The organism is Planococcus antarcticus DSM 14505 (genome assembly GCF_001687565.2).
Taxonomy (GTDB): Bacteria; Bacillota; Bacilli; order Bacillales_A; family Planococcaceae; genus Planococcus; species Planococcus antarcticus.
Map to the genome: position 1 here is coordinate 3,619,446 of NZ_CP016534.2, position 20,977 is coordinate 3,640,422.

The following is a 20,977-nucleotide window of genomic DNA, read 5'->3' on the forward strand; positions in this document are numbered from 1 at the left end:
AAACGACTTTTGGTGGCAGCCCTTTTGTCGTTCTTGGAAAGACCGGCTACGTTCCATTTCAGCGGACGCTTTCGGACTCACATCCTGTGAGTCCGAAAGCTGGCAGGGTACGACCTCTGCTGCTGTCCTCGCTCTGCTCAGTCAAATAGCTCCCCCGCATCACTTCACTGCTTCCACAAAAAAAGATAGAGATGAAAGAAGTTTGAGCCTTATCTTTGCGACGAAACTAGCGCAGCGATGCAGAAGCATGGGTTTTTAGCAGATGGTTTGCGGAATATCGTCAGGTGAAGACACTAGTTCAACTTATATGGTAAAACAACTAGCCACTTATCACTTGAAGATTTTATTCTTCATGCAAACAGATGCTTTGACATCAAACTATAGACTGTTATAAATTAATGAGATGAATCCCGATAGATTTTATAAGGATTAACATTTGCTGAAAAAAGGAGTGAAAATATGAAAGCTTTATGGAACCGATACCTTGCTGCTTCATTGATTTTAAAAATTACAATTGCACTTATACTCGGCGTTGCCGTTGGACTCATTTTTGGAGAACAGGCGGCTGTTTTAGCTCCGTTTGGCGACTTGTTGCTAAACTTGCTAACTTTCCTAATTATCCCACTGATTCTTTTCACCATGATGGTTGGCATTAACCAATCTTCAATTGGGGATCTTGGACGCATGGGCGGGAAAGTATTCATTTACTATACGCTCAGTTCTGCACTCGCTATTATTGTCGGTTTAACCGTCGCAAGCTTGTTGCAACCTGGAGCCGGTATGCAACTACTAGGCAACGAAACTTTTGATGTTCCTGAAAACCCTGGGATTACTAGTGTGCTGCTGAACATCGTCCCTTCCAACATCTTTACCGCTTTTACTGAACTTAATCTGCTCGGCATTATTTTTACCGCTTTCGCTTTTGGTATCGCATTGTCCTATATGCGTAATTCCAGTGAACTTGAAAGTTTAGGCGATCATCTTTATAAAACCGTTAATGCGCTAAACGAAATGACGTTGCTCGTGCTGAAGGCTGTTCTTCAGTATGTGCCGATCGGTATTTTTGCTATTATGGCCAAAACGGTTGGGAATCAAGGGCTTGATACGCTCTTTTCTCTCGGTGAAATGGTGCTGGTATTATATGCTGCATTAATTGTTCAAATTTTGATCTATGCTTTAGTGTTATGGGTATTCAAAGTAAAGCCATTACAGTTTTTCAAGCAAGCGCGTACCCCTATACTGACAGCTTTTGTTACACAAAGCAGTTCTGGAACTTTGCCACTGACCTTGGATGCTGCTAAAAATCTCGGATTGTCCAAAAGCCTCTACGGATTCAGCTTGCCGCTCGGTGCGACCATCAATATGGATGGGGCTGCCATTCGTATTGCCGTTTCTGCCGTTTTTGCAGCAAATCTAGTGGGAGATCCATTAAGTCTTTCGGAAATGCTGATGGTCGTTCTAATCGGTACGTTAGCATCTATCGGAACTGCCGGCGTTCCAGGTGCCGGAATTGTCATGATTGCTACCGTATTCGTCCAGTTAGGCTTACCTATAGAAGCAGTCGCATTGCTGACTGCGATCGACGCGTTAGTCGGCATGGGCTGTACAGCGCTGAACGTTACTGGAGATTTGGTGGGAGCCACAGTGATTGATAAAAACGAAAAAAAACGAAAAACTGCATAACCCGATAAAAGAGGCTGCCTTTTTGGCAGCCTCTTAGCTTGCAGACAGTGGAGGTGTGAATAAGACAGTCACTGTGTTTCATACCTGTTCTTCGCTCTAGGCGGACGCGTTCCGCGGGCTTGAGCTTCGAATCCTGGAGTCCGACTAATTCTTGCTTTTTTTCTAGCTAATGAGAAAAGGGACGCAGCAAAGCAACTCGGTATAAAGGCCTCGAATAAACGCCAGTGACGAAGAGATCGAAGCCGAGCCCATGAAAAAGCGAAGTAGCCGGTTCTAGCAAGATTTATAAATGGCTATTTAATTAATTCGAACTCGCTCTTTAGTACCGCATACATGGCCAAGTCCACAAATTCACCTTTAATAATCATATGCTGTCTTGCTAACCTTCCAACACCATGCCCAGTTTTTCAGCAAGTCGCTGCGATTGTTTATTTTCCAGCATAATCGGAGCTTCCACTTTGTTCAGCTCCATGTTCTTGAAACCAAAAGAAAGCAGTGCCTTTGTTGCTTCTGCCATCAGCCCGCCCCCCAATAATGAGGCAATCACACATAAGCAATTTCCGCTTTATGGGGTTTCAGGCTCCAGCTGATGAAATCGATGGTTCCAATCATCTTACCGCTTTCTTTCAATTCGATAGCCCAGGTCAATTTGGACTGCTGATCATAGCCTTCCATTATAAAGGACAGAAATACTTTAGCATCCGCTATCGATTGATGCATCTGCCACGGCAAGTATTTGCAGACTTCCGGCTGCGAGGCATACTCAAACAGATCAGCAGCATCCTCCATCGTTACTTTTCTAAGAAGCACACGCCCGGTTTCGATTACCGGCAATTGACGGTAGACTTCCTGTGGATTCATCATGGATCATCATCTCTTTTCTAAAAGTCTGATTTCAGTTATCCTGTTAAGTAGCACACCAAAGGAGATGGCTTTATTGACAACTATTGGTTTGGTACGGCATGGCATCACAGATTGGAACATACAGGGCATTGCCCAGGGCTCTTCGGATGTTCCGTTGAACGAAACGGGCCGACAGCAGGCCGAGTCGCTTGCAAACCGTCTTTCAACAGAAGAAGATTGGGATCTGATCATTTCCAGTGATTTGTCCCGTGCAAAAGAAACGGCTGAAATCATTGGCAAGGAGCTCGATTTGACGGTCAGTCATTTTGACACGCGGCTACGTGAAAGAAGCGGTGGCAAAATCGAAGGCACGACAGAAGAAGAACGTCTTGAAAAATGGGGAACCGATTGGCGCAAGCTCGATTTGGCGATGGAAAACCTGGATGAGGCAACCGAACGAGGACTGGCTTGCATCGAGGACATTCTGGAAAATTTCAGCGGCCAGCGTGTGCTGCTTGTCAGCCACGGGGCTTTGATTGGTCTCACGCTGCAAGGACTCCTTCCGGAAAAATTCAAGGAAACCTCCATGGATAATACATCCATCACGATTTTAAAAAATGCCGAAAGCCAATGGGATTGCGCACTTTATAATTGCACTGTCCACTTAGCGAAAAGTGAAAGCTACTGATTACTGGCATAGCTTGCCCGCTCTGACACATCCACTTTCCACGAAACCACAGTCGCGCTGTCGCGGACGTGGTTTTTTTGAATGATTGCGAGTAAAGAGCTCACTCCATCAGTCGCCGTCGCATCTCTGCACTGCTGCCAGATGCTCTCGGGTTCAGAAAATACCGCACCTGGACACTCTACCAACCCGTCTGTCGTCAACAGAAGCTGATTTTCTCCTTGCCGCAATTCCCTCACCCCGCTACTGAAGGACGGAACCTGTTGTTCAAAGGTATTTACTTGTCCGACCCATTCGTAAAACTGGCGCTGATTGACCTGGTATTGACCAAAAGCTGCCAGTTCGGGGTGAAAGGCATACAACAGACAGTCACCGATGGAAAACCAGTACAGATATTCCCCTTTCCTGATCGCGATCAGACAAGCCGCCTCCCCCTGCACTTGCCGACATGCCTCCATAAAGCTGCGATCCTGGAACAGTTGCAGCAAAACCCTTTCAATGCTACTAAAAAATCAACACTGACCTTACCTGACAGTAGAGAGGCCATTACGTTTTGGTGTTTTCCAACTTGCGCGATGACTAATTCCGTACTTTGAGCCGAATTATGCGCATCCAGAATCATTACGAGCTTCCATTCCTCTGCCTTATCGACCCAGATCAGGCAGCCATCTTCATTTTTAACTTGACCCGCCGCAGAATTACCGCCAAATCGCCCAAGCACCACATGATTGAATTGCTGAACATCCGGCTGATCAATATATGGATTATCGCTCCCCCCCAATTAAATGTCGCTTTTTGTCGCACCATGCAAATGACCTCACTCTCAGTATTCTCAAAATTATAATTCACTCTCAGCAGATTGGATAGAAAAAATGATCACTATTAACAGAACACACATCAATCTACAGAATGTGATAAAGTTAACAGCAGTAAGCAACATAAATCCAAATGAAAAAGGAGAGATTCTTGATGTATATCGTAACCAACCGTATTAAAATGAAACTGGGATTCGCAGAAAAAATGGCTCCTAACTTTGCCCGCCCGGGTGCTTTGCAGGACATGGAAGGCTTCATCAAAGTCGAAGTGACGGTTACACAAAACTTGACCGAGTACGATGAGCTGAATGTTAATATGTACTGGAAGACCCTTGAGAACTTTGAAGCCTGGAAAACCAGCGATACCTTCAAAGAAGCCCATAAACGCCCTGAAGCTAGTGCGGACAGCGATGAACCGAAAAAAGAATCGCCTATGCTTGGCAGTGAACTGGTGATCACCAAAATCGCTGCCTCTATTGAAGCCAAAACTTCAAACTAATGCAAAACAGACAGATAGCCTGCTTTTGGCTGTCTGTTTCTTTTATCCCTAACTATTCCTCTGTCACATGAATTACTTTACTTAGCAAGGAGCATTTCTATTGAATACTTCAAAACCCCCTTTATGGACAAAGGACTTTATCGTCACTGCCTTGGTGAATTTTTTCTTAGTCCTCATTTTCTATCTCTTGATGGTCACCATCGCTGTGTACGCCGTCGAGGAATATAATGCGTCAACTAGTGAAGCTGGCCTAGTTACTGGAATTTTCATCCTGGGTGCTTTAGCTGGCAGGCTGGTCATTGGCCGCACGATCGATAAAATCGGTCGTAAACGGACCTTGGTCATTGGTCTCGCTTTGTTCACGTTGACCACGTTCTTCTATTTCCTGAATCTCGGACTTTCTTTTCTGATGCTCAACCGCTTTCTCCACGGCATGACATTAGGGATAGCCAGTACGGCAGCTGGAACCATTGTTGCCCAAATCATTCCGATGAGACGCAAGGGAGAAGGCATCGGCTATTTTAGCCTAAGTGCGACTTTGGCAACTGCTTTTGGACCGTTCATCGGGTTAATGATGAGCCAGTACAGCAGCTATGAAATGATTTTCGCGTTGTGCCTAGCTCTTGGTGTGATCAGTTTGATTGTGTCTCTGTTTCTTGATGTACCTCCGTTTTCCGCTCCGCCTGTCACTGACGAAACGAAAGGGTTTAACATTTCCGATTATGTCGAACCGAAGGCTGCGCCGATCGCACTCGTTTGTCTGGCGATTGCTTTGTGCTATTCCAGTGTTCTGTCCTTTATCAACTTCTACGCTATGGAAGAGAATTTGGTGGGTGCTGCCAGCTACTTCTTCCTGGTTTATGCTATGGCAATACTGGTGTCACGTCCATTTACCGGAAGACTGATGGATTTGAGAGGTGCAAACTTCATCATGTATCCGGCATTCGCCGTCTTTGCAGCTGGGCTGTTCTTGTTAAGCCTCTCGAGCAGCAGTATAGGTTTGCTGGTAGCCGGTGCGTTGATCGGCTTTGGCTTCGGCAATATGCAGTCAACGGCACAGGCCATAGCAGTCAAGTTGACGCCACCTCACCGGATGGGTCTTGCCACTTCGACGTTTTTCATTTCGATGGATGCAGGTCTTGGCTTTGGCCCGTACCTGCTGGGCTTCGTGATCCCGCTAATTGGCTATAGTTCTTTGTATGGAATTCTGGGCTTTGCGGTTCTGGCTACTGCAGTCCTGTATTATATGATGCACGGCAAAAAAGAGCGCGAGGATGCTGCTTTGGCTTATAAGTAATTGGAGAAGTTGAATGAAAGAAGTTTTCTTTCATTCAGAAGAGAGGGTGTAAAGAAATCGCTCTAGGCGGACGCTTTCCTGCGGGCGAGCGCCAAGTCTTCTCGGCTGTCTCGCTATCCCGCGGGAGTCGCCGCCTTCCGCTCTTTCTTCTAAGTGTCATGATAGTAACTTAAGAATGAAAAAACTGCTATAGAATTGTTAGATTGATATCTAACAATTCTATAGCAGTTCAAATTTAAGTGCCCTTTAGAAAAACTATCCATAATTGATAGGGTCACTATCAGAAGTGCTCAAATTTCTACAGTTATTTTTAACCATCTTGTTTCGTAGAAAATGCTAGTTAAAAGTTGCCTTTCTCTTAACTATTAAAATGTAAACTAAATATCCAGCAATATTAAATAAAGCAAATACGATAATCCAAGCGATACTTAATCGTTTATGATGATACGCGTTGATTGTTGTCCAAATTGTAAATAATGTTGCATAGACGGCTAATCCTGAAAACACAATGATTCCCATCCAGTTGCCTATAAGCCTAGTTTTCAATTCAACGTACCATTGATTTCCATCGTCAACTCCATAAGGGTAAAAATTTGCCAACAGCCAGACTGGAGACCAAACGGATTTGTTGTATTGATATTGGGGTGCTGTTTTTTCCACATAGCCAATTACGGAATTTGGCCCTATGTCACTGATATTATAGATTTTCACTTCTGAGATTTGGTCTGTCCCGTCGATCAAGGTTGTGATTTCCTCTTTCATTGACTCTGTAAGTGGACCACTACTTTTCAGGATTTTCAGTACAGCTGATGCAACTTCAGAATTTTCACTAGAATTTTCAGCTTCGAATGCAGAAAGAAAGCCGAACGCTGTTAAACTCAAAATTAGAACTGCTATTGCGAAAGATAACATCCATTTAGCAAATATCTTTTGTGCTTTAAATAATTCGCTAACAACATAACGCATTTCTTGTTTTCCGCCAAATCGTTCAATCGCGACTTCGATGGCTTCTTTTTCTGGTCTCCCTTCCGATTTTAATTCGTGAACTGCTTCTAATAAGTGTGTTTTCATTTCTGCTTTTGATTCGTTCATCTCTTTTTTATTTCCACTGACACCCTGATACACTTCTTCAACATAAGCCTCTATTTGTTTCACACTTCTTCTCCTCCTTCTAAAAATGAATCCATGAGTTTTTTGACAAATTTCCACTCCAAACGCTTTTCTATATAGCCTTCTCTGCCTAGAGATGTGAGTTTATAATACTTTCTTCTTCCACCCGGCCCTTGTTCATCCCCCCAGTAAGAAGCGATCCATTTGTTTTTTTCTAGTCGCTTTAAAGACAGATACAGTGTGCCTTCTTTTAGTTCGAATTGTTCTTCGCTTTTTTCACGTACGATTTTGGCAATTTCATATCCATACATATCTCTTCCGTGTAAAAGAGAAAGAATTAATGTATCGATATGCCCTTTTAATACCTCTTTATTAATATCCATTTCCACACTCCTCGTTATTAATATAATTTATAATACTCTATAATACAAGGTATTAATTATTAGTTTATTGCATGTCTTTTTTTATATCCTTTAAATTTATTTGTTCTTTTTAAATATCATTACACTAAGTGTAAAGTCAGATTAAGCTTAAAAGTTTTCATCGTCGACATTCTAAACTACAACGGCTAGTTATGTTAGTGAAAAAACATAGGATTACCCTTCAAAAAGGAAACCTATCAGCGCAGGCGCGTCCAGGAGCTGGGCGAAGCGATAAGACAGGTGCTCTTTTCTGACTTATCGCGGGAGCCATACCCAAAGCAGCCGAAGCGGTTTATAAAAGGATGATTCTTAAGTTCAACATATGTAAATTAAGCAAAAAAAAACACCTCTTAAAGAGGTGCATCTTCGTTTATATTGCATATAATTTTAATGAAGAATTATTCTGTGCTTCAAAAAACTTGTTACTTTTTTACTCTTTTATTCTTCCTGTCCTGCTTTTTTAGCAACTGCCTTAGTTTCATGAACCGTGCCGTGTGGATGTTCAGGCGGTGCGTAAATCGAATAGATTTTCAACGGATTATCGCCCTTATTTGTAACGTTATGCCATTTTCCTGCTGGAGTCATGATGGCATAATCATCTTCGGCATTTTCTTCAAATGTAAGGTCATCTTCGCTCTCGCCCATCTGGACAAGCCCTTTTCCAGCTTCGATTCGCAGGAATGGATCGCCTTGATGGACTTCGAGGCCGATGTCATCCCCCACTCTAATGCTCATTACGGTTACCTGCAGGTTTTTTCCTGTCCATAATGCAGTGCGGAATATGTCAGTTTGCTTAGTTGTCTCATCGATATTTACGACAAACGATACTGCTCCATAATCTTTTAATTCCATTGCCAATTCCTCCTCCAAATTTTCTTAACAGCCTTCTATACTTCTGTTCGGGCTGCCTGAAACAATTCGAAAGGCTCTTTCCTACACCAGCAATTGCTTGACCAATTCCTTGTTTCGTTTTTTGAATACTTCATTATGAGAGGATACCATCGCGATTTTGTTGGCATCCGGCTGAATGTAATGCTTGGCTTTATTGACTGCATTTGCCGCATCGTGGAATGTCCCGGCAATCGAATTCAGTTTCCCTTCATGGTGGAGGATGTCACCCGCTGCAAAGAGGCCAGACACTGAAGATTCACTGCTTTCGGTGCCTGCGATGTAATAACCGGCAGCAATGTTAATGTTCAATGGGCTGTTCCCAAGTAGACTAATATCTCGTTCGTAGCCGTGATTGATGATCATTTCGTCGATCGGCAGCACTTGAACTTCTTTTGTTTGCTCATGAGTCAGTTCGACAAACTCGATGGCGTCCCGATTATCGGAAGCGATCAGGCGGGTGATATGGGTATGGAGGCAGCAAATGGCTGATCCGTTCATCAATTGTGTCACCTGTGCCTCGTGTCCTGCAAGTTCCGGCTTGCGGTAAGTGACGTAAACTTGCTTGGCAATCGGCTCCAACTCATTGGCCCAGTCGATTGCCGAATTTCCGCCTCCTGAGATGAGGACCGTCTTGTCTTTAAAGCGTTCCAGTGATTTGACCGTGTAATTCAGATTGGATACTTCAAAGTGTTCGGCTGCAGCGATATGTACAAGGCACATTTTTAATTTAATGAATACGAACTTCTATACTAAAGGAGAGAAATTCTGATTTTAGAACTTCTCTTTTATTCTTAGGAAAAGATGATGATCTATGAGCCCTAAAATTCCCTTTCCAATTAAATTTATTTTAAGCCTGCTTTTACTAGTACTGACACTTATCGTCTCGTTGATTTTCGGGGCTGCGGATATCAGCCTGAAAGAAGTAGGACTGGCGTTATTTTTAACCAGTTCCAGTGACGGCATCGGAGTCATTCGGGAAATACGGTTGCCGCGCGAGATTGCCGCCATCTTTGTCGGTTCCGCTCTTGCAGTGTCTGGAGCCATGATGCAGGGCATCACACGCAATGACCTCGCGGACCCTGGAATTATCGGCATCAACTCCGGAGCGGGTGTCGCCATTGCAGTGTTCTTCTTATTTATTCCTGTAGAAGTTGGCGCTTTTGCTTACTTACTGCCCGTTGTTGCTTTTGGTGGAGCACTTTTGACGGCTGTTTTGATTTATGTATTTTCGTACTCTCGCAGTACAGGACTGTAACCTATCCGTTTAGTACTTGTCGGAATCGGCTTTTCCATGGCATTGTCTGGTGTCATGATTGTGTTAATTTCTTCTGCTGAACCGGAAAAAGTTGATTTTATTGCCAATTGGCTGGCCGGCAGTGTTTGGGGAGCGGATTGGCCGTTTATCGTTGCCATTGTTCCGTGGTTGTTGGTGCTGATTCCGTTTACGTTATATAAAGCTAACCGCATGAATGTTCTTGGTCTTAGTGACCCTGTCGCTGTAGGCATCGGCGTTTCCATTGAAAAAGAACGACTGGTCCTGTTGCTGGCTGCCGTCGCTTTGGCTGCTTCAGCTGTTTCAGTTACCGGCGGGATTGCGTTTATTGGCCTGATGGCGCCACATATTGCAAAAGCCATCGTCGGTCCTCGCCATCAACTGTTCCTGCCGCTCGCCATCCTGATTGGTGGCTGGTTCCTGCTGCTGGCAGATACCGTCGGCCGGAACCTGCTTGAACCATCCGGAATTCCAGCAGGCATCATGGCTGCGCTGATCGGAGCCCCTTATTTTATCTATTTGCTATTAAAAAAATGACAGACAAAAAAAACAGTAAACTTCATTGCGAAGCTTACTGTGTTTTTATTTGCCTGAAAGCATCGGTCTAATGCGTTCTGCTGATCCGAACACCTTGATCACTTTGAACGGTTGCATTTATTTCATTTCCAGCTGTTTTTGCTTATTGCGCATCTGCATCGATACTTTCAAGATTAAACTCAACATGACACCGATGCCCGTAATTGTATAAAGAATCGTAAAAATTTTTCCGAAATCTGTCACTGGCTCAAGTGTTTCGGAATCGACTGTCGTCAGGATTGCCACACTGAAGTACAGCACGTCCACTACAGAGAAACCTTCCATAATCGAATAAAAAATAGTACCTGATAATAAGATCATAACGGTCAATCCAAGCAACACTTGAAACTCCTTATTTCGGATCAATGGGAAACAGTTTTCAGCATTCTTCTAAGGTCAAAATAAAAGATATCACGCTAGTCGGCCCTCTTTCAGTTTCTTTTTCACCATTTCTTCAGTATACGGGTTTCCAATAAAAAAAAGCCAACAACCATCGCAATTGTCGGCTTTTTACTTTACGCTTTTACGTGCTGTTCGTACAAAGGCAATGCTGCTGGCTTACCAAAATAATAGCCTTGGAATAATTGATACCCGCTCTGCTTCAGCCACTCAAAGTCTTGGCGCGTTTCAATGCCTTCCGCCAATGGAATAGAACCGATTTCAAGGGCTTTCCGCAAGAATTTCTTGGCGACTCTCTGCTTTTCTAAATCTGTCGCAACATCCTGGACAAACTTCATATCCAGCTTCATATACTTCGGTTTCATATCTGCCAGCATCTCAATGGTGCTGTAGCCTTCGCCCACGTCATCCAATGCGTAATCGAATCCTCTTTCCCGATAATACGTCAGTATTTTTTTCAAATGGTCAAGGTCATCCACTTTTTCCGTTTCTACCACTTCAAATACCAGTAACTTTGGATCAACGCCTAATTTCTTAGACAAAGAAATTGTTGAACTTAAGCAAAACTCGGGCGAATAAATGGAAGTAGGGATAAAGTTAATGAACGCCTTTTCCCCTTTTAGTGCAGCTGAATATTTCACAGCAGTCATTCTACAAACCCGGTCCAATGCGTACAAACGTCCGCGGGTTTTGGCCGCCGGAAAAATTTCATTCGGGTAGATCATCGAACCGTCTTCGTTTTGAAAACGTGCCAGCATTTCATAGGCAAAAATGTTTTCATCCGTATCCACAATCGGCTGATAATGGCAGGTAAGCCGTTCGTTTGCGATGACGTCATCTATCCATTCCGTTTCGAAAACCTGAGCCATCCTGTCCAATGGCTGCCAGGCTTCCTGATTGATGCGAAACACTACTTGACTCACATCCAGCAAATCGCTACAAAAATCCAGAAATTCCCTGGCACCTACTTCATCCATCTGCAGCTTATCGCCTCTACTGCTGATTTCAATTCCTCTTCTTTCCAAATGATCTATGACCGTCTGCAACGCTGAAAGATTGGTTTTCCCTTCCAGCTTGATTTCAAATTTGATAGCTGTAACTGAGCAGTTATTGCATTGCACGATCTATCACTCCTCTTTATATATGGTATTTATAGTTTACTTTATAAGTCATAAGAACTGTTGATTTTTTGGTAAATAGTTCTTTTTTTCTTTTAATGGTCGAATTTATTATTAATCCATACAATGATACTAAGTACATATTCTTAATTTAAAGGATATTTTCAGTTGAGCGAGAATTTATTTTAGTATATGGGAAGAATCAAGTCCCTCCTCCCTGCTTTCTTCATATTGCTTTTCACGAAAAAGAACAGTCTGCTCTTATTTCAGTTAAAAAGGAGAATGATCATGGGGAAAATCATTGTAGCGATGTATTTGACGCTCGACGGAGTCATGGAGGAACCGTCCTGGACTGCGCCCTACTGGGATGATGAGATAGCCAAATTTCAGCTCAATTTATTGTTCCGTAGCGACGCACTCCTGCTCGGGCGGGTGACGTATGAAGGGTTTGCCGCAGCATGGCCGTCGGCAGAAGATCAAGAGGGTTTTGCCAACAGGATGAACCAATTGCCGAAGTATGTGGCTTCCACCACATTGAAACGCACGGAATGGAATGCACGCCTGATCACCAGCAATGTAGCGCAAGAAGTAGCCAAGCTGAAAAAAACCGGACAGCGGCTATTGGTCTACGGCAGTGCAGAACTTATCGAAACTTTGCTGAAGCATGATTTGATCGACGAAATGCATCTGATGACCTTTCCGCTCATATTGGGAGAAGGCAAGCGGTTGTTCAAGGAAAATGCCGACCAGAAAATGTTCAATCTGAAGGAAATTCGTTCAACCGATGCAGGCGTACTAATCGCCAGCTATACGCCGGACAGATAAAACCACAACAAAAAGGCTCCTGTAAGAGGAGCCTTTTTTCAGCTTGTTGAAAAAGTCTTCATGCTTTCATTTCGATGCAGGCGGACGCGTTCCACGGGCACAGCTTCTGCCGTTGGAGTCGTCGCCTTCCGCTGCACTCAAGGAATAACGAGTTCACAAAATGGTTTGGAGAAGCGTCCGCTCGTAAACCCTTCTGCTCCTACAGCGTTTCACGCTGCATCGCAAAAAATTGGCTGAATAGCGTTCGGCCAAGTCTTTCCTGCGAGACGGCCGAGACCCCACAGGGAGCGAAGTGACCGAGGAGGCTTGGACGCGAGCCCGGGCAGCAGGGCTACGCGACGTCCTGTCGCGCCTGCTGCATGACCCACATCCTGTGGGCCCGAAAGCGAGCGGTAAGCTTTGGAAACCCATGGCTTGTTAGAAGTTTCTCGACAGCCTTTTTTTGCAGTCATGCTTTAGAAAATTTCTTTTTGGCGTAAACATAGGTGACTGCCAGAGCAGCGACTAAAACGCCACCTTTGATGATATCAAAAGCGTAATAGGGAAGGTTTAGTATGGTCAAGCCGTTCAACAGGATACCGATGACCGCAGCGCCAAAAAAGGTGCCGAGTGCATTCGGTTTGCCTGCTCCTAAAACCGAGTAGCCGACAAAGACAGCCGCGACCGCCTCCATCATCAATGGAGCCCCGGCATCAATCTGCCCCGAACCCACACGTGCCGTGAACAGGATACCTGCCATGGAAGCAAAAACGCCTGATACCACATAAGCCGTAAACTTCACTTTTTTGACGCTGACGCCTGACAGCGTAGCCGCTTCGGCATTTCCGCCGGTCATATAGAGCACTCTTCCCCAGCGTGTGTGGTTAAGAACCACATAGGAAGCCAGAACCATTACCAGCATGATCCAAACCGGAACCGGCAAGCCCAGTATCTGACCTTGGCCAATCCACAGAAACGCTTCCGACAATTGCCCTGGTGCAGTTCCACCTGAAGTCAACGGCATATTATTATAGATTGAATAGCCTTCCGTATAGGTTCGGTGCAAGCCGGCCACGATATACATCATGCTCAAAGTCGCCAGCAGATCCGGAATACCAATGACCACAATAAGAAAGCTGTTGACCGCTCCAACCAGCACCCCGATCAATAGCGGCAAGATCAGCACGAGCCACAGCGGCATATCGTACCAAACCATCAATGAAGCAGAAACGACCGTCGATAAGGACATCGTCGACCCCACGGACAGATCAAAGCCATCCACCACCAGCGTAAACGTCACGCCTAAAGCAAGTAACGTAACAATGGAAATGGAGCGCAGGATGTCCGAGAAATTACCGTATGTAAAAAAGGCATCGCTGATTGTGCTGAAATAAAAAATAATGAAAACGAGCAAAGCGATGGCGCCATATTTAAATAGAAACTGAATTGCGTTGTCTTTCACCGAGCTCTTGTTTTTCCCCAAGTCCTTCTTTTCCGCCACTTGCATACCATAAAATCCTTTCTTGGGTCGCTTCTTGTCGTGACAATTCTTTCACGATTTGACCGTTGCACATGACGAGAATGCGATCGGAAATTCCAATCGCTTCATGAATTTCACTTGAAAAATACAAACACCCTTTACCGCTTTCAGCTAATTGGCGAATCAATTTAAAAATATCAACTTTGGCTCCGATATCGACGCCTTTGGTCGGTTCATCAAACAGGTACAGAGCGGAATCGAGGGAGATCCATTTGCCGATGGCCACTTTCTGCTGGTTCCCGCCACTTAAATGGACAAGTGGCGTTTCTGTGCTGCCGGTTTTGATACGCAGCCGCTCAATGATTTCATTGGCAAAGTGCTTTTCAGCTTTCCGATCCATCAAAAGACACTTGGAGAATTTTTTCAAATTGGGAAATGACGCATTGGTTTCCAGCGATTCCTGAACAAATAACCCTTCTTTTCGCCTTTCTTCGGGAATCAGCGCCATTCCCGCCTTGATCGCATCTGCCGGATGTTTGATTTTGGCCCTCTTTCCCGCAAGCTTAATCGTTCCGGATGTTAAAGGGGTCCCGCCGAACAAAGCTTTGGCGAGCTCCGTTTTGCCGGCACCCACCAGTCCGACGACTCCTACCACTTCGCCCGCTGCAACCGACAACGATAAATCCTTGAGCTTTTGGCCATCCGATAAATTCGCCACCTCCAGCAAAGCCGTTCCAATGTCATGCGCCCGCGGCTCCAATTCGTGGCTGAGTGCTGCACCGAGCATCGCTTCAATCACCCCTTCCTGATCGGCCTGAGCCGTATCGTAGGTTTTAACAAGGGTCCCTTCCCGCATGACAGTGATCCGATCGCTGATTTCAAATACTTCCGGCAGACGATGAGAAATGAAGACGCATCCGACACCCTGCGCTTTTAATTTCGCGATGACGGCATACAGTTTTTCCGATTCGCGAATCGAAAGCGGAGCCGTCGGTTCATCGAAAATAATGATTTTCGCCGAATGGACCAATGCTCTGGCAATCAGCACCATCTGCTTTTCCGCTAATGTCAGGCTCGCCGCTTTCTGCTGAACATTGATCGTGTCCGCCTGCAGCTCGTGCAGCACCATATGGGCGCGTTCATTGATCCTCTTTTTGGATACGAATAAATTTCCCTTTTCTGCAAATGTATCAAGAAGGATATTTTCCGCAACGTTCAACTCGGATACAATGGCGGTATCCACTTCCTGATAGACACAGTAGATCCCCTGCTCTTTGGCTGCCCTCGTCGACTCCAGCTGAATGGCGGCGCCCTCTAGGTAGATTGATCCTTCATCCTGTTGATAGACGCCCGACAGGATTTTGATCAAGGTGCTTTTTCCTGCACCGTTGACGCCAAGAATCGCATGAACTTCCCCTTTGTTCAATTGGAATTCCGCTCCTTGAAGCGCCGTCACTGTGCCGAATTTCTTTCCAATGGCGGCCATCGAAAGTAAAGGTTCTACCATAGAAATGCCCCTTTCTGATAAAAGAGCTGTCCCATCTTTCAGGACAGCTCGAAATGGTGAAGATTATTTATTGATCTTCCAATTCGCGCAAGTCATCCGTGTAGCCCTGGTCGCTTGCTCCCCAGCCTTCTACGTATTCGCTCAACTCATCGGTTGTCACCGCTTCTTCCGGCAGGTTCTCCGCCTCAACAAAGACCGGTTCCAAGATCACTTTTTCTTCCGGTTGTTCACCGTTCAATAGCTGATACAGATAACGCACTTGAATGCGTCCGATATCCGCTGGATCGACAGCTGCAGAAGCAAGCCATGGGCTGCCTTCTTTTTGCATCAATTGCAGATCCTCATCGCTCATATCAATGCCGTACACTTTGATATCTGTACGTCCTGCTTGTTCAATGGCACGGACAGCGCCTTTTGCAAATTCATCCCAAGAAGCCCAGACCGCTGTGATCTCACCTTCATTCGGATATTGCTTTAAAACAGCTTCCATCTGTGATTGTGTATCCAATGCCGTGTTATTAGTCGCAGCACCGAAAGCCGTGACTTCTTTGATGCCCGGATTGTCAGTCAGGAACTTCTCATATGCTATCTGGCGTCTTTCCATCGGCGCAAATCCAGCAGTCCAGATTTTGACGATGTTAGCTTGGCCACCGTAATCTTCCGCTAATTTATCCAGTGTCATCTCAGCCATCTGCTGGTCGCCCTGCTCCAAAGAAACAACACCTTCCACTTCGATGCCTGTATCAAACGCCACTACCGGAATCCCTGCTTCCAACGCTTTTTCAACTCCCTGGTTCAAAGCTTCTTTGGTTCCGTGGTCAATTAAGATGCCGTCAACGCCCTGGTTGATGGCTGCGTCTAGGTTGGATGCCATTTTCGCTAAATCGCCTTCAGAGGTGAACACGGTCGCTTTTCCGCCAAAACGTTCAACCTGTTCTTCTACCCCGGCAATATATTGAGCAGAAAATGTTCCTAAGTTGATTTGCATGATTAATGCGATTTCCTTGCCTGCAAGTGGATGGTCTGAAACTTCAGCCTCGGTATCCGAAGCAGTCGTTTCTTCGCTGACGTTTCCCTGCGGCTGGCATGCAGCCAATAAAATACTCATAAATAGGAATGCAACAAGCAGCCAGATGGATTGTTTTTTCATATTCTTTCTCCTTTTCCTGTAGATGCGCCAAGCAAATCAAAGATGTTTTTTTGATAATCTGCAGTAATGATGCCTTTTTCAGTGATAATGGCAGTAATGAGGTGTGCCGGCGTTACGTCAAAAGCCGGATTAAATACTTTCGTCCCAAGAGGCGCTACCGGCTTCCCGTTCGTATGGGTGATTTCTTCCGGGTTGCGCTCTTCGATTGGAATAGCGGTACCGTCTTCAATTGACAGATCAAAGGTCGAAACCGGTGCTGCCACGTAAAACGGAATGCTGAATGCGGCAGCCAGTAAGGCTAAATTATAAGTTCCAATTTTATTGGCGGTATCGCCATTGGCTGCGATGCGGTCGGCGCCGACAATGATGGCTTCGATCTCTTTGGTTCCAATGGTGTGTGCGGCCATGCTGTCGGTGATCAACGTGACATCTACCCCCGACTGCTGCAGCTCCCATACCGTCAGGCGCGCGCCCTGATAAATTGGCCTGGTTTCACACGCGAACACTTCAAACCCGCGACCACGCTCGCTACCAAGATGAAACGGTGCTAACGCAGTGCCGTATTTCGCAGTGGCAACCGAACCAGCGTTACAGATGGTCATGACCCGCGTTTGCCCCTGTAGCAACACCAGTGCATGCTCGCCGATGCTGCGGCAGGACGCTTCATCTTCCTGGTGGATTTCCACTGCCTCCGCCAGCAGCAACAGCTTTGCTTGCGGTACGTTCTTTGCCTCCCGAACCTTGTCTTTCAGGCGGCTGAGTGCCCAGCCGAGGTTGACCGCAGTCGGCCTGGAGGAATTCAAATACGCTGCATCTTTTTCGACATATTGCTGAAAAGCTTCCAATGAATCCGTGTCATGCCGCTTGGCTCCGATGGCCAATCCGTATGCTGCGGTAATGCCAATCGCAGGTGCACCGCGAACCTTCAATGAGAAAATCGCATCGTAAACGTCTTCAACAATTTCAAGCGTCAAATATTCAATGGCATGCGGCAGTTTTTGCTGATCCAGGATAGTCAGTTTCTGGCCATTCCATTTGATGGACAAAGGAATACTCATTTGCGCGCCTCCTCCAAAATTTCCAGTAAATCGTCAATTGACGCTGTCTGCTGACCCTGCAGGATTAAAGCCCGTCCAGTCTCAAGCGCCTGCTTCTTGAAGCTGGTTCTTTTTTCCGTGTCTTCGATGCTGTCCAGGTCCTTGACATGTGCCAAGCCGATTGTCCGGCGGATCAATTCGCATCCTGCAAAACCGGTCGCATCTGTCAGTACTTTACCAAGTACATACTCCAGGTAGCCTTCTGTCGCCCTGAACGATTCAACGCTCTGCTTGTTCCATAACTCGCCGAATGAAGAAGCGAATACTTCCCATGTCTTTCCAATATCATCCACAATGACTTGGCGATTCTCGCCTTCTCGTGTGATAGACTGGAAAATCAGATTGGCTAGGAACAAGCCGACATCAAACCCAATCGGACCGTAAAAACCGAACTCCGGATCAATTACCTTGGTTTCCGTCTGGCTCGCAAAAACACTGCCTGTGTGAAGGTCGCCGTGCAGCAAGGCTTCCGATTCGGTCAAAAAGCTTTTCTTTAATTTAGCAACTTCCAGCTGCAGCTTCCGATCGCTCCAAATCGCTTCTGCCGCCGACTGAAGCTGGGGTTCGTAATCATTGGTATCGATGTCGAAGAACGGATCTGTAAAAATGAGGTCTTCTGTAATTTTGCATAGCTCCGGATTGGAAAACTCGGCGGCCAAGCGCTTTTTTTCAAAAGGATGCAAGCCGTAATCCGATGTATGGAATAAAGTCAGTGCCAGGTATTCGCCAATATCCTTCGACAACCTCGGGAAATTCTGTCCGTTGATCAAGCCTTCCCGCACAATCTCCAGGTGGGACAAATCCTCCATCACGGTAATGGCCAGCTCTTCATCCGTCGCATAGACAGCCGGTACCAATGATGGAACAAATTCTCCGTGTTTTCTTAAGACGTTGGCTTCGATCGTGGCACGCTTCAATGTCAGCGGCCAGCTTTCGCCTATGATTTTGGCATAGGGCAATGCCTGCTTGATAATTATCCGTTTGCCTGTTTCAGTATCCTCGATTTGGAAAACATAATTCAAATTGCCGTCACCGATTTCCCGGCAAGTCAATTGAGCCGCGTGGTCAAATGTGTAGACCGTTTTCGCCAATGCGATGGCTGTCGCTTCGGTTAATGCCTTATAAGTAGTTGGAACAGTAAGAGTCATCATTTATCTTCCTTTCATCTGCAATATAAAAAGCCTCTTTCAAAAAGAAAGAGGCCAGAATAAGAGATTCCATGCCTCTTATCTTTCAGAAATAAATTTCTGATGGAATTAGCACCGTGCCTTGCAGGATTTTCACCCTGGCGCCAAAGCGCCCCGTCTCACAACGGTATTACGGTCGGTTGCTGGGCGTCATCGGGCCAAAATCCCTCTGCCAGCTCTTGATAAGAGTACTACTTGTCTTGCTATTGAGTTATGAAACGAATCCTATCACGATTCAGAATTTGCTGTCAATCCAATTTTTCAATAAAACCAATTTTGCGACAACGGAGTTGACAGATTTCTACGCGCATGAAATAATCAGAATTACTTTACTGTATTCAATATGAGATTCCGCAACCCAACTACGCTTTCCGCGGGCTTGCGCTGAACTAACTCGGGCTTAACGCCCGAGTGGATTTCTTTTATGTCGCTGAGCTGTTCCCGCAGGAGTCTCCGTTGGTTTGCTCCATCTCCTAATAAGTAATATTTAAAATGATTTTATATTCATTGATATTTATTATGTTTTAATGATATCTTGGAAGAAAGAGTGGAAGGCGGCGACTCCTGCGGGAATAGCATGAGCACGAGCCACTGGACTGAGCGCAGCAAAGGAAGCGGCAGAGGCCATGCCCGCGGAAAGCGTCCGTCTGAAGCGATTTCTTCTCTGCAGAACCAGATGTTTAGTCTTACCACGGAAATCGTTGAACCTATAAAACCGACTTACCCAATTTCATATCTTTCTTATTCAGAGCAGGTGGAGGGACAAGCCCTATGATACCCGGCAACCGGTCCAATAATGGATACGGTGCTAATTCTTGCAGCCAGAACCGATGGCTGAGAAATAAGAAGTTGTTAACGCCCTTAACCTCTTCTTATTTGAAGAGGTTTTTATTTTTTAAAATTTATATGGGAGTGTGGAACAAATGAGCGTGTTGACCGCTACTTATCAAGTGTACGGAAAGCCTGGTTCGTTCGAAAAAAAGGCAGAAGGCATCGCTTTGGGACTGACTATCGGTTCCTGGACAGATTTGCCGCTGCTTGAACAGGAACAATTGAAACACCATAAGGGAAATGTGGTTTCCGTCGAGGAATTCGAAAGAGATAGCCATCCACTAAAGCCGGATCTGATAAAGGCAGAACTTGCGATTGCCTACCCAAGCGTTAATTTCTCAGCTGACTTGCCCGCCATCCTGACCACCGTTTTCGGCAAATTGTCACTGGATGGCGAAGTAAAGCTATTGGACCTGGATTTCAGCCATGATCTGCTCAGCCATTTTCCTGGACCGCGCTTCGGGATTGAAGAAATCCGCAACACACTCAGGGTAAGCGGACGGCCGCTCCTCATGAGTATTTTCAAAGGTGTCATCGGTCGCGATATGGATTTTCTATCCGCTCAATTACGCCAGCAGGCATTAGGCGGCGTGGATCTTGTTAAAGACGATGAAATTTTATTCGATAATCCGCTGACCCCATTCGAAAGTCGTATCACCACGGGCAAACGAGTGCTGGATGATGTATATGAAGAAACAGGTCACCGCACGCTTTATGCGGTGAATCTGTCAGGCAGAACTTCCGAACTGAGAGGAAAAGCACGAAAAGCACGCGAGCTTGGAGCCGATGCCTTATTGTTCAACGTCCATGCATATGGGCTGGATGTGCTACAGGAACTAGCTGAAGATGAGGAAATCGGATTGCCGCTTATGGCTCACCCCGCCTTCAGTGGTGCCTTCACTTCCTCTGCCTTCTACGGTCTCGCTACACCGCTCGCACTTGGGAAATTGATCCGTTATGCTGGCGCAGATTTTTCCCTGTTTCCTTCACCTTATGGCAGCGTCGCATTGGAGAAAACAGTCGCTCTCGAACTCGGCAAAGAGTTGACGCGGGACAGTCCACTAAAACGCAGCTTCCCCGTACCATCCGCCGGTATCCATCCGGGGCTTGTGCCTTTACTATTAGCTGATTACGGAATTGATAGTGTTATCAATGCTGGCGGTGGTGTTCATGGACATCCAGCCGGAGCCGTTGGCGGAGGACAAGCTTTCAGGCAGGCAATTGACGCAGTGCTGCAGGGAGAAACCTTGCAGTCCGCCAGCAAACAACACAAAGAATTGCAAACTGCACTTGAGCTATGGGGGTGAACA

At 45.8% G+C, this 20,977-nt stretch carries 19 protein-coding genes, 3 pseudogenes and 2 riboswitches; of the genes and pseudogenes, 7 read left to right on the forward strand and 15 right to left on the reverse strand.

Going from position 1 to position 20,977, the window contains the following annotated elements; translation table 11 throughout:
* Positions 1-459 precede the first annotated feature (459 nt).
* Entirely contained in the window at positions 460-1,683 is a 1,224-nt protein-coding gene (locus BBH88_RS17790; RefSeq protein ID WP_065536381.1) for a dicarboxylate/amino acid:cation symporter, read from the forward strand.
* A gap of 379 nt (positions 1,684-2,062) precedes the next feature.
* On the opposite strand, the gene BBH88_RS19850 is transcribed toward BBH88_RS17790, so the two are convergent.
* On the reverse strand, positions 2,063-2,230 hold the full coding sequence (locus BBH88_RS19850; RefSeq protein ID WP_269148240.1) for a GNAT family N-acetyltransferase: 168 nt from the start codon (positions 2,228-2,230) through the stop codon (positions 2,063-2,065).
* A complete protein-coding gene (locus tag BBH88_RS19855) occupies positions 2,227-2,547 on the reverse strand; it encodes a GNAT family N-acetyltransferase (protein ID WP_050977241.1) in 321 nt (106 codons plus the stop codon). Before BBH88_RS19855 ends, BBH88_RS19850 begins: the two co-directional genes overlap by 4 nt.
* A 73-nt stretch (positions 2,548-2,620) precedes the next feature.
* Here BBH88_RS19855 and BBH88_RS17800 point away from each other — a divergent pair, with 73 nt between their 5' ends.
* Positions 2,621-3,214: a histidine phosphatase family protein gene (locus BBH88_RS17800; RefSeq protein ID WP_006830332.1), complete on the forward strand. Its 594-nt coding sequence runs from the start codon at positions 2,621-2,623 to the stop codon at positions 3,212-3,214.
* Here the strand turns inward: BBH88_RS17800 and BBH88_RS19955 are convergent.
* Both BBH88_RS19955 and BBH88_RS19960 read right to left on the reverse strand, forming a co-directional pair.
* Positions 3,208-3,669: a PP2C family serine/threonine-protein phosphatase gene (locus BBH88_RS19955; protein ID WP_331243741.1), complete on the reverse strand. Its 462-nt coding sequence runs from the start codon at positions 3,667-3,669 to the stop codon at positions 3,208-3,210. The two genes, BBH88_RS17800 and BBH88_RS19955, sit on opposite strands and share 7 nt — an antisense overlap.
* Positions 3,627-3,992 carry a hypothetical protein gene (locus tag BBH88_RS19960; RefSeq protein ID WP_331243743.1) on the reverse strand — a complete coding sequence of 122 codons (366 nt, stop codon included), beginning with the start codon at positions 3,990-3,992 and terminating at the stop codon, positions 3,627-3,629. Before BBH88_RS19960 ends, BBH88_RS19955 begins: the two co-directional genes overlap by 43 nt.
* Positions 3,993-4,180: 188 nt before the next feature.
* On the opposite strand from BBH88_RS19960, the gene BBH88_RS17810 reads away from it, so the two are divergent.
* Positions 4,181-4,525, forward strand: coding sequence for a heme oxygenase (locus BBH88_RS17810; RefSeq protein ID WP_065536380.1), 345 nt, complete (start codon positions 4,181-4,183; stop codon positions 4,523-4,525).
* A gap of 100 nt (positions 4,526-4,625) precedes the next feature.
* The gene (locus BBH88_RS17815) at positions 4,626-5,822 is read left to right on the forward strand and encodes an MFS transporter (RefSeq protein ID WP_065536379.1); all 1,197 of its coding nucleotides are present in this window, start codon (positions 4,626-4,628) and stop codon (positions 5,820-5,822) included.
* 336 nt (positions 5,823-6,158) lie between these two features.
* Here the strand turns inward: BBH88_RS17815 and BBH88_RS17820 are convergent, their stop codons facing one another.
* The 4 genes and pseudogenes from BBH88_RS17820 to BBH88_RS17835 form a co-directional block, all read right to left on the reverse strand.
* Positions 6,159-6,977, reverse strand: coding sequence for a permease prefix domain 1-containing protein (locus BBH88_RS17820; protein ID WP_006830329.1), 819 nt, complete (start codon positions 6,975-6,977; stop codon positions 6,159-6,161).
* Entirely contained in the window at positions 6,974-7,315 is a 342-nt protein-coding gene (locus BBH88_RS17825) for a PadR family transcriptional regulator (RefSeq protein ID WP_006830328.1), read from the reverse strand. Before BBH88_RS17825 ends, BBH88_RS17820 begins: the two co-directional genes overlap by 4 nt.
* A gap of 477 nt (positions 7,316-7,792) precedes the next feature.
* A complete protein-coding gene (locus BBH88_RS17830; protein WP_006830327.1) occupies positions 7,793-8,206 on the reverse strand; it encodes a cupin domain-containing protein in 414 nt (137 codons plus the stop codon).
* A gap of 81 nt (positions 8,207-8,287) precedes the next feature.
* A pseudogene (locus BBH88_RS17835) lies at positions 8,288-8,950 on the reverse strand (NAD(P)/FAD-dependent oxidoreductase); the annotation flags it as partial.
* Positions 8,951-9,056: 106 nt separating this feature from the next.
* Between BBH88_RS17835 and BBH88_RS17840 the strand changes: the two are divergent.
* Positions 9,057-10,055, forward strand: a pseudogene (locus BBH88_RS17840) (FecCD family ABC transporter permease).
* 117 nt (positions 10,056-10,172) lie between these two features.
* Here BBH88_RS17840 and BBH88_RS17845 read toward each other — a convergent pair.
* Together BBH88_RS17845 and BBH88_RS17850 are read right to left on the reverse strand one after the other, a co-directional pair.
* Positions 10,173-10,480 (reverse strand): annotated as a pseudogene (locus BBH88_RS17845) (potassium channel family protein).
* A 129-nt stretch (positions 10,481-10,609) separates the two neighbouring features.
* On the reverse strand, positions 10,610-11,614 hold the full coding sequence (locus BBH88_RS17850; protein WP_006830323.1) for an EAL domain-containing protein: 1,005 nt from the start codon (positions 11,612-11,614) through the stop codon (positions 10,610-10,612).
* 285 nt (positions 11,615-11,899) lie between these two features.
* On the opposite strand from BBH88_RS17850, the gene BBH88_RS17855 reads away from it, so the two are divergent.
* Positions 11,900-12,436, forward strand: coding sequence for a dihydrofolate reductase family protein (locus BBH88_RS17855; RefSeq protein WP_006830322.1), 537 nt, complete (start codon positions 11,900-11,902; stop codon positions 12,434-12,436).
* Between the two features lie 448 nt (positions 12,437-12,884).
* Here BBH88_RS17855 and BBH88_RS17865 read toward each other — a convergent pair whose 3' ends face one another.
* The 5 genes from BBH88_RS17865 to mtnK form a co-directional block, all read right to left on the reverse strand.
* Entirely contained in the window at positions 12,885-13,922 is a 1,038-nt protein-coding gene (locus tag BBH88_RS17865) for an ABC transporter permease (RefSeq protein WP_050977243.1), read from the reverse strand.
* The gene (locus BBH88_RS17870; protein WP_065536378.1) at positions 13,846-15,402 is read right to left on the reverse strand and encodes a sugar ABC transporter ATP-binding protein; all 1,557 of its coding nucleotides are present in this window, start codon (positions 15,400-15,402) and stop codon (positions 13,846-13,848) included. The genes BBH88_RS17865 and BBH88_RS17870 overlap by 77 nt, the downstream gene beginning before the upstream one ends.
* A gap of 67 nt (positions 15,403-15,469) precedes the next feature.
* Positions 15,470-16,552, reverse strand: a complete 1,083-nt coding sequence (locus tag BBH88_RS17875) for a sugar ABC transporter substrate-binding protein (protein ID WP_006830318.1) — start codon at positions 16,550-16,552, stop codon at positions 15,470-15,472.
* Positions 16,549-17,610, reverse strand: a complete 1,062-nt coding sequence (gene mtnA / locus BBH88_RS17880) for an S-methyl-5-thioribose-1-phosphate isomerase (RefSeq protein WP_006830317.1) — start codon at positions 17,608-17,610, stop codon at positions 16,549-16,551. Before mtnA ends, BBH88_RS17875 begins: the two co-directional genes overlap by 4 nt.
* Positions 17,607-18,797, reverse strand: coding sequence for an S-methyl-5-thioribose kinase (mtnK, locus tag BBH88_RS17885; RefSeq protein WP_006830316.1), 1,191 nt, complete (start codon positions 18,795-18,797; stop codon positions 17,607-17,609). Before mtnK ends, mtnA begins: the two co-directional genes overlap by 4 nt.
* Before the next feature lie 75 nt (positions 18,798-18,872).
* Positions 18,873-19,025: riboswitch (SAM riboswitch) on the reverse strand.
* Positions 19,026-19,574: 549 nt separating this feature from the next.
* Positions 19,575-19,684: riboswitch (SAM riboswitch) on the forward strand.
* A 75-nt stretch (positions 19,685-19,759) separates the two neighbouring features.
* Between mtnK and mtnW the strand changes: the two genes are divergently transcribed.
* Entirely contained in the window at positions 19,760-20,974 is a 1,215-nt protein-coding gene (gene mtnW, locus BBH88_RS17890; RefSeq protein ID WP_065536377.1) for a 2,3-diketo-5-methylthiopentyl-1-phosphate enolase, read from the forward strand.
* Positions 20,975-20,977 lie beyond the last annotated feature (3 nt).

Excerpts from the sequence above, each read along its gene's own strand:
- BBH88_RS17875 (WP_006830318.1), bottom strand. The coding sequence starts at position 16,552 with ATGAAAAAACAATCCATCTGGCTGCTTGTTGCATTCCTATTTATGAGT.
- BBH88_RS19855 (WP_050977241.1), bottom strand. The coding sequence starts at position 2,547 with ATGATGAATCCACAGGAAGTCTACCGTCAATTGCCGGTAATCGAAACC.
- BBH88_RS17790 (WP_065536381.1), top strand. The coding sequence starts at position 460 with ATGAAAGCTTTATGGAACCGATACCTTGCTGCTTCATTGATTTTAAAA.
- BBH88_RS17865 (WP_050977243.1), bottom strand. The coding sequence starts at position 13,922 with ATGCAAGTGGCGGAAAAGAAGGACTTGGGGAAAAACAAGAGCTCGGTG.
- BBH88_RS17825 (WP_006830328.1), bottom strand. The coding sequence starts at position 7,315 with ATGGATATTAATAAAGAGGTATTAAAAGGGCATATCGATACATTAATT.
- BBH88_RS17855 (WP_006830322.1), top strand. The coding sequence starts at position 11,900 with ATGGGGAAAATCATTGTAGCGATGTATTTGACGCTCGACGGAGTCATG.
- mtnW (WP_065536377.1), top strand. The coding sequence starts at position 19,760 with ATGAGCGTGTTGACCGCTACTTATCAAGTGTACGGAAAGCCTGGTTCG.
- mtnA (WP_006830317.1), bottom strand. The coding sequence starts at position 17,610 with ATGAGTATTCCTTTGTCCATCAAATGGAATGGCCAGAAACTGACTATC.
- BBH88_RS17810 (WP_065536380.1), top strand. The coding sequence starts at position 4,181 with ATGTATATCGTAACCAACCGTATTAAAATGAAACTGGGATTCGCAGAA.
- BBH88_RS19955 (WP_331243741.1), bottom strand. The coding sequence starts at position 3,669 with ATGGAGGCATGTCGGCAAGTGCAGGGGGAGGCGGCTTGTCTGATCGCG.
- mtnK (WP_006830316.1), bottom strand. The coding sequence starts at position 18,797 with ATGACTCTTACTGTTCCAACTACTTATAAGGCATTAACCGAAGCGACA.
- BBH88_RS17830 (WP_006830327.1), bottom strand. The coding sequence starts at position 8,206 with ATGGAATTAAAAGATTATGGAGCAGTATCGTTTGTCGTAAATATCGAT.
- BBH88_RS17870 (WP_065536378.1), bottom strand. The coding sequence starts at position 15,402 with ATGGTAGAACCTTTACTTTCGATGGCCGCCATTGGAAAGAAATTCGGC.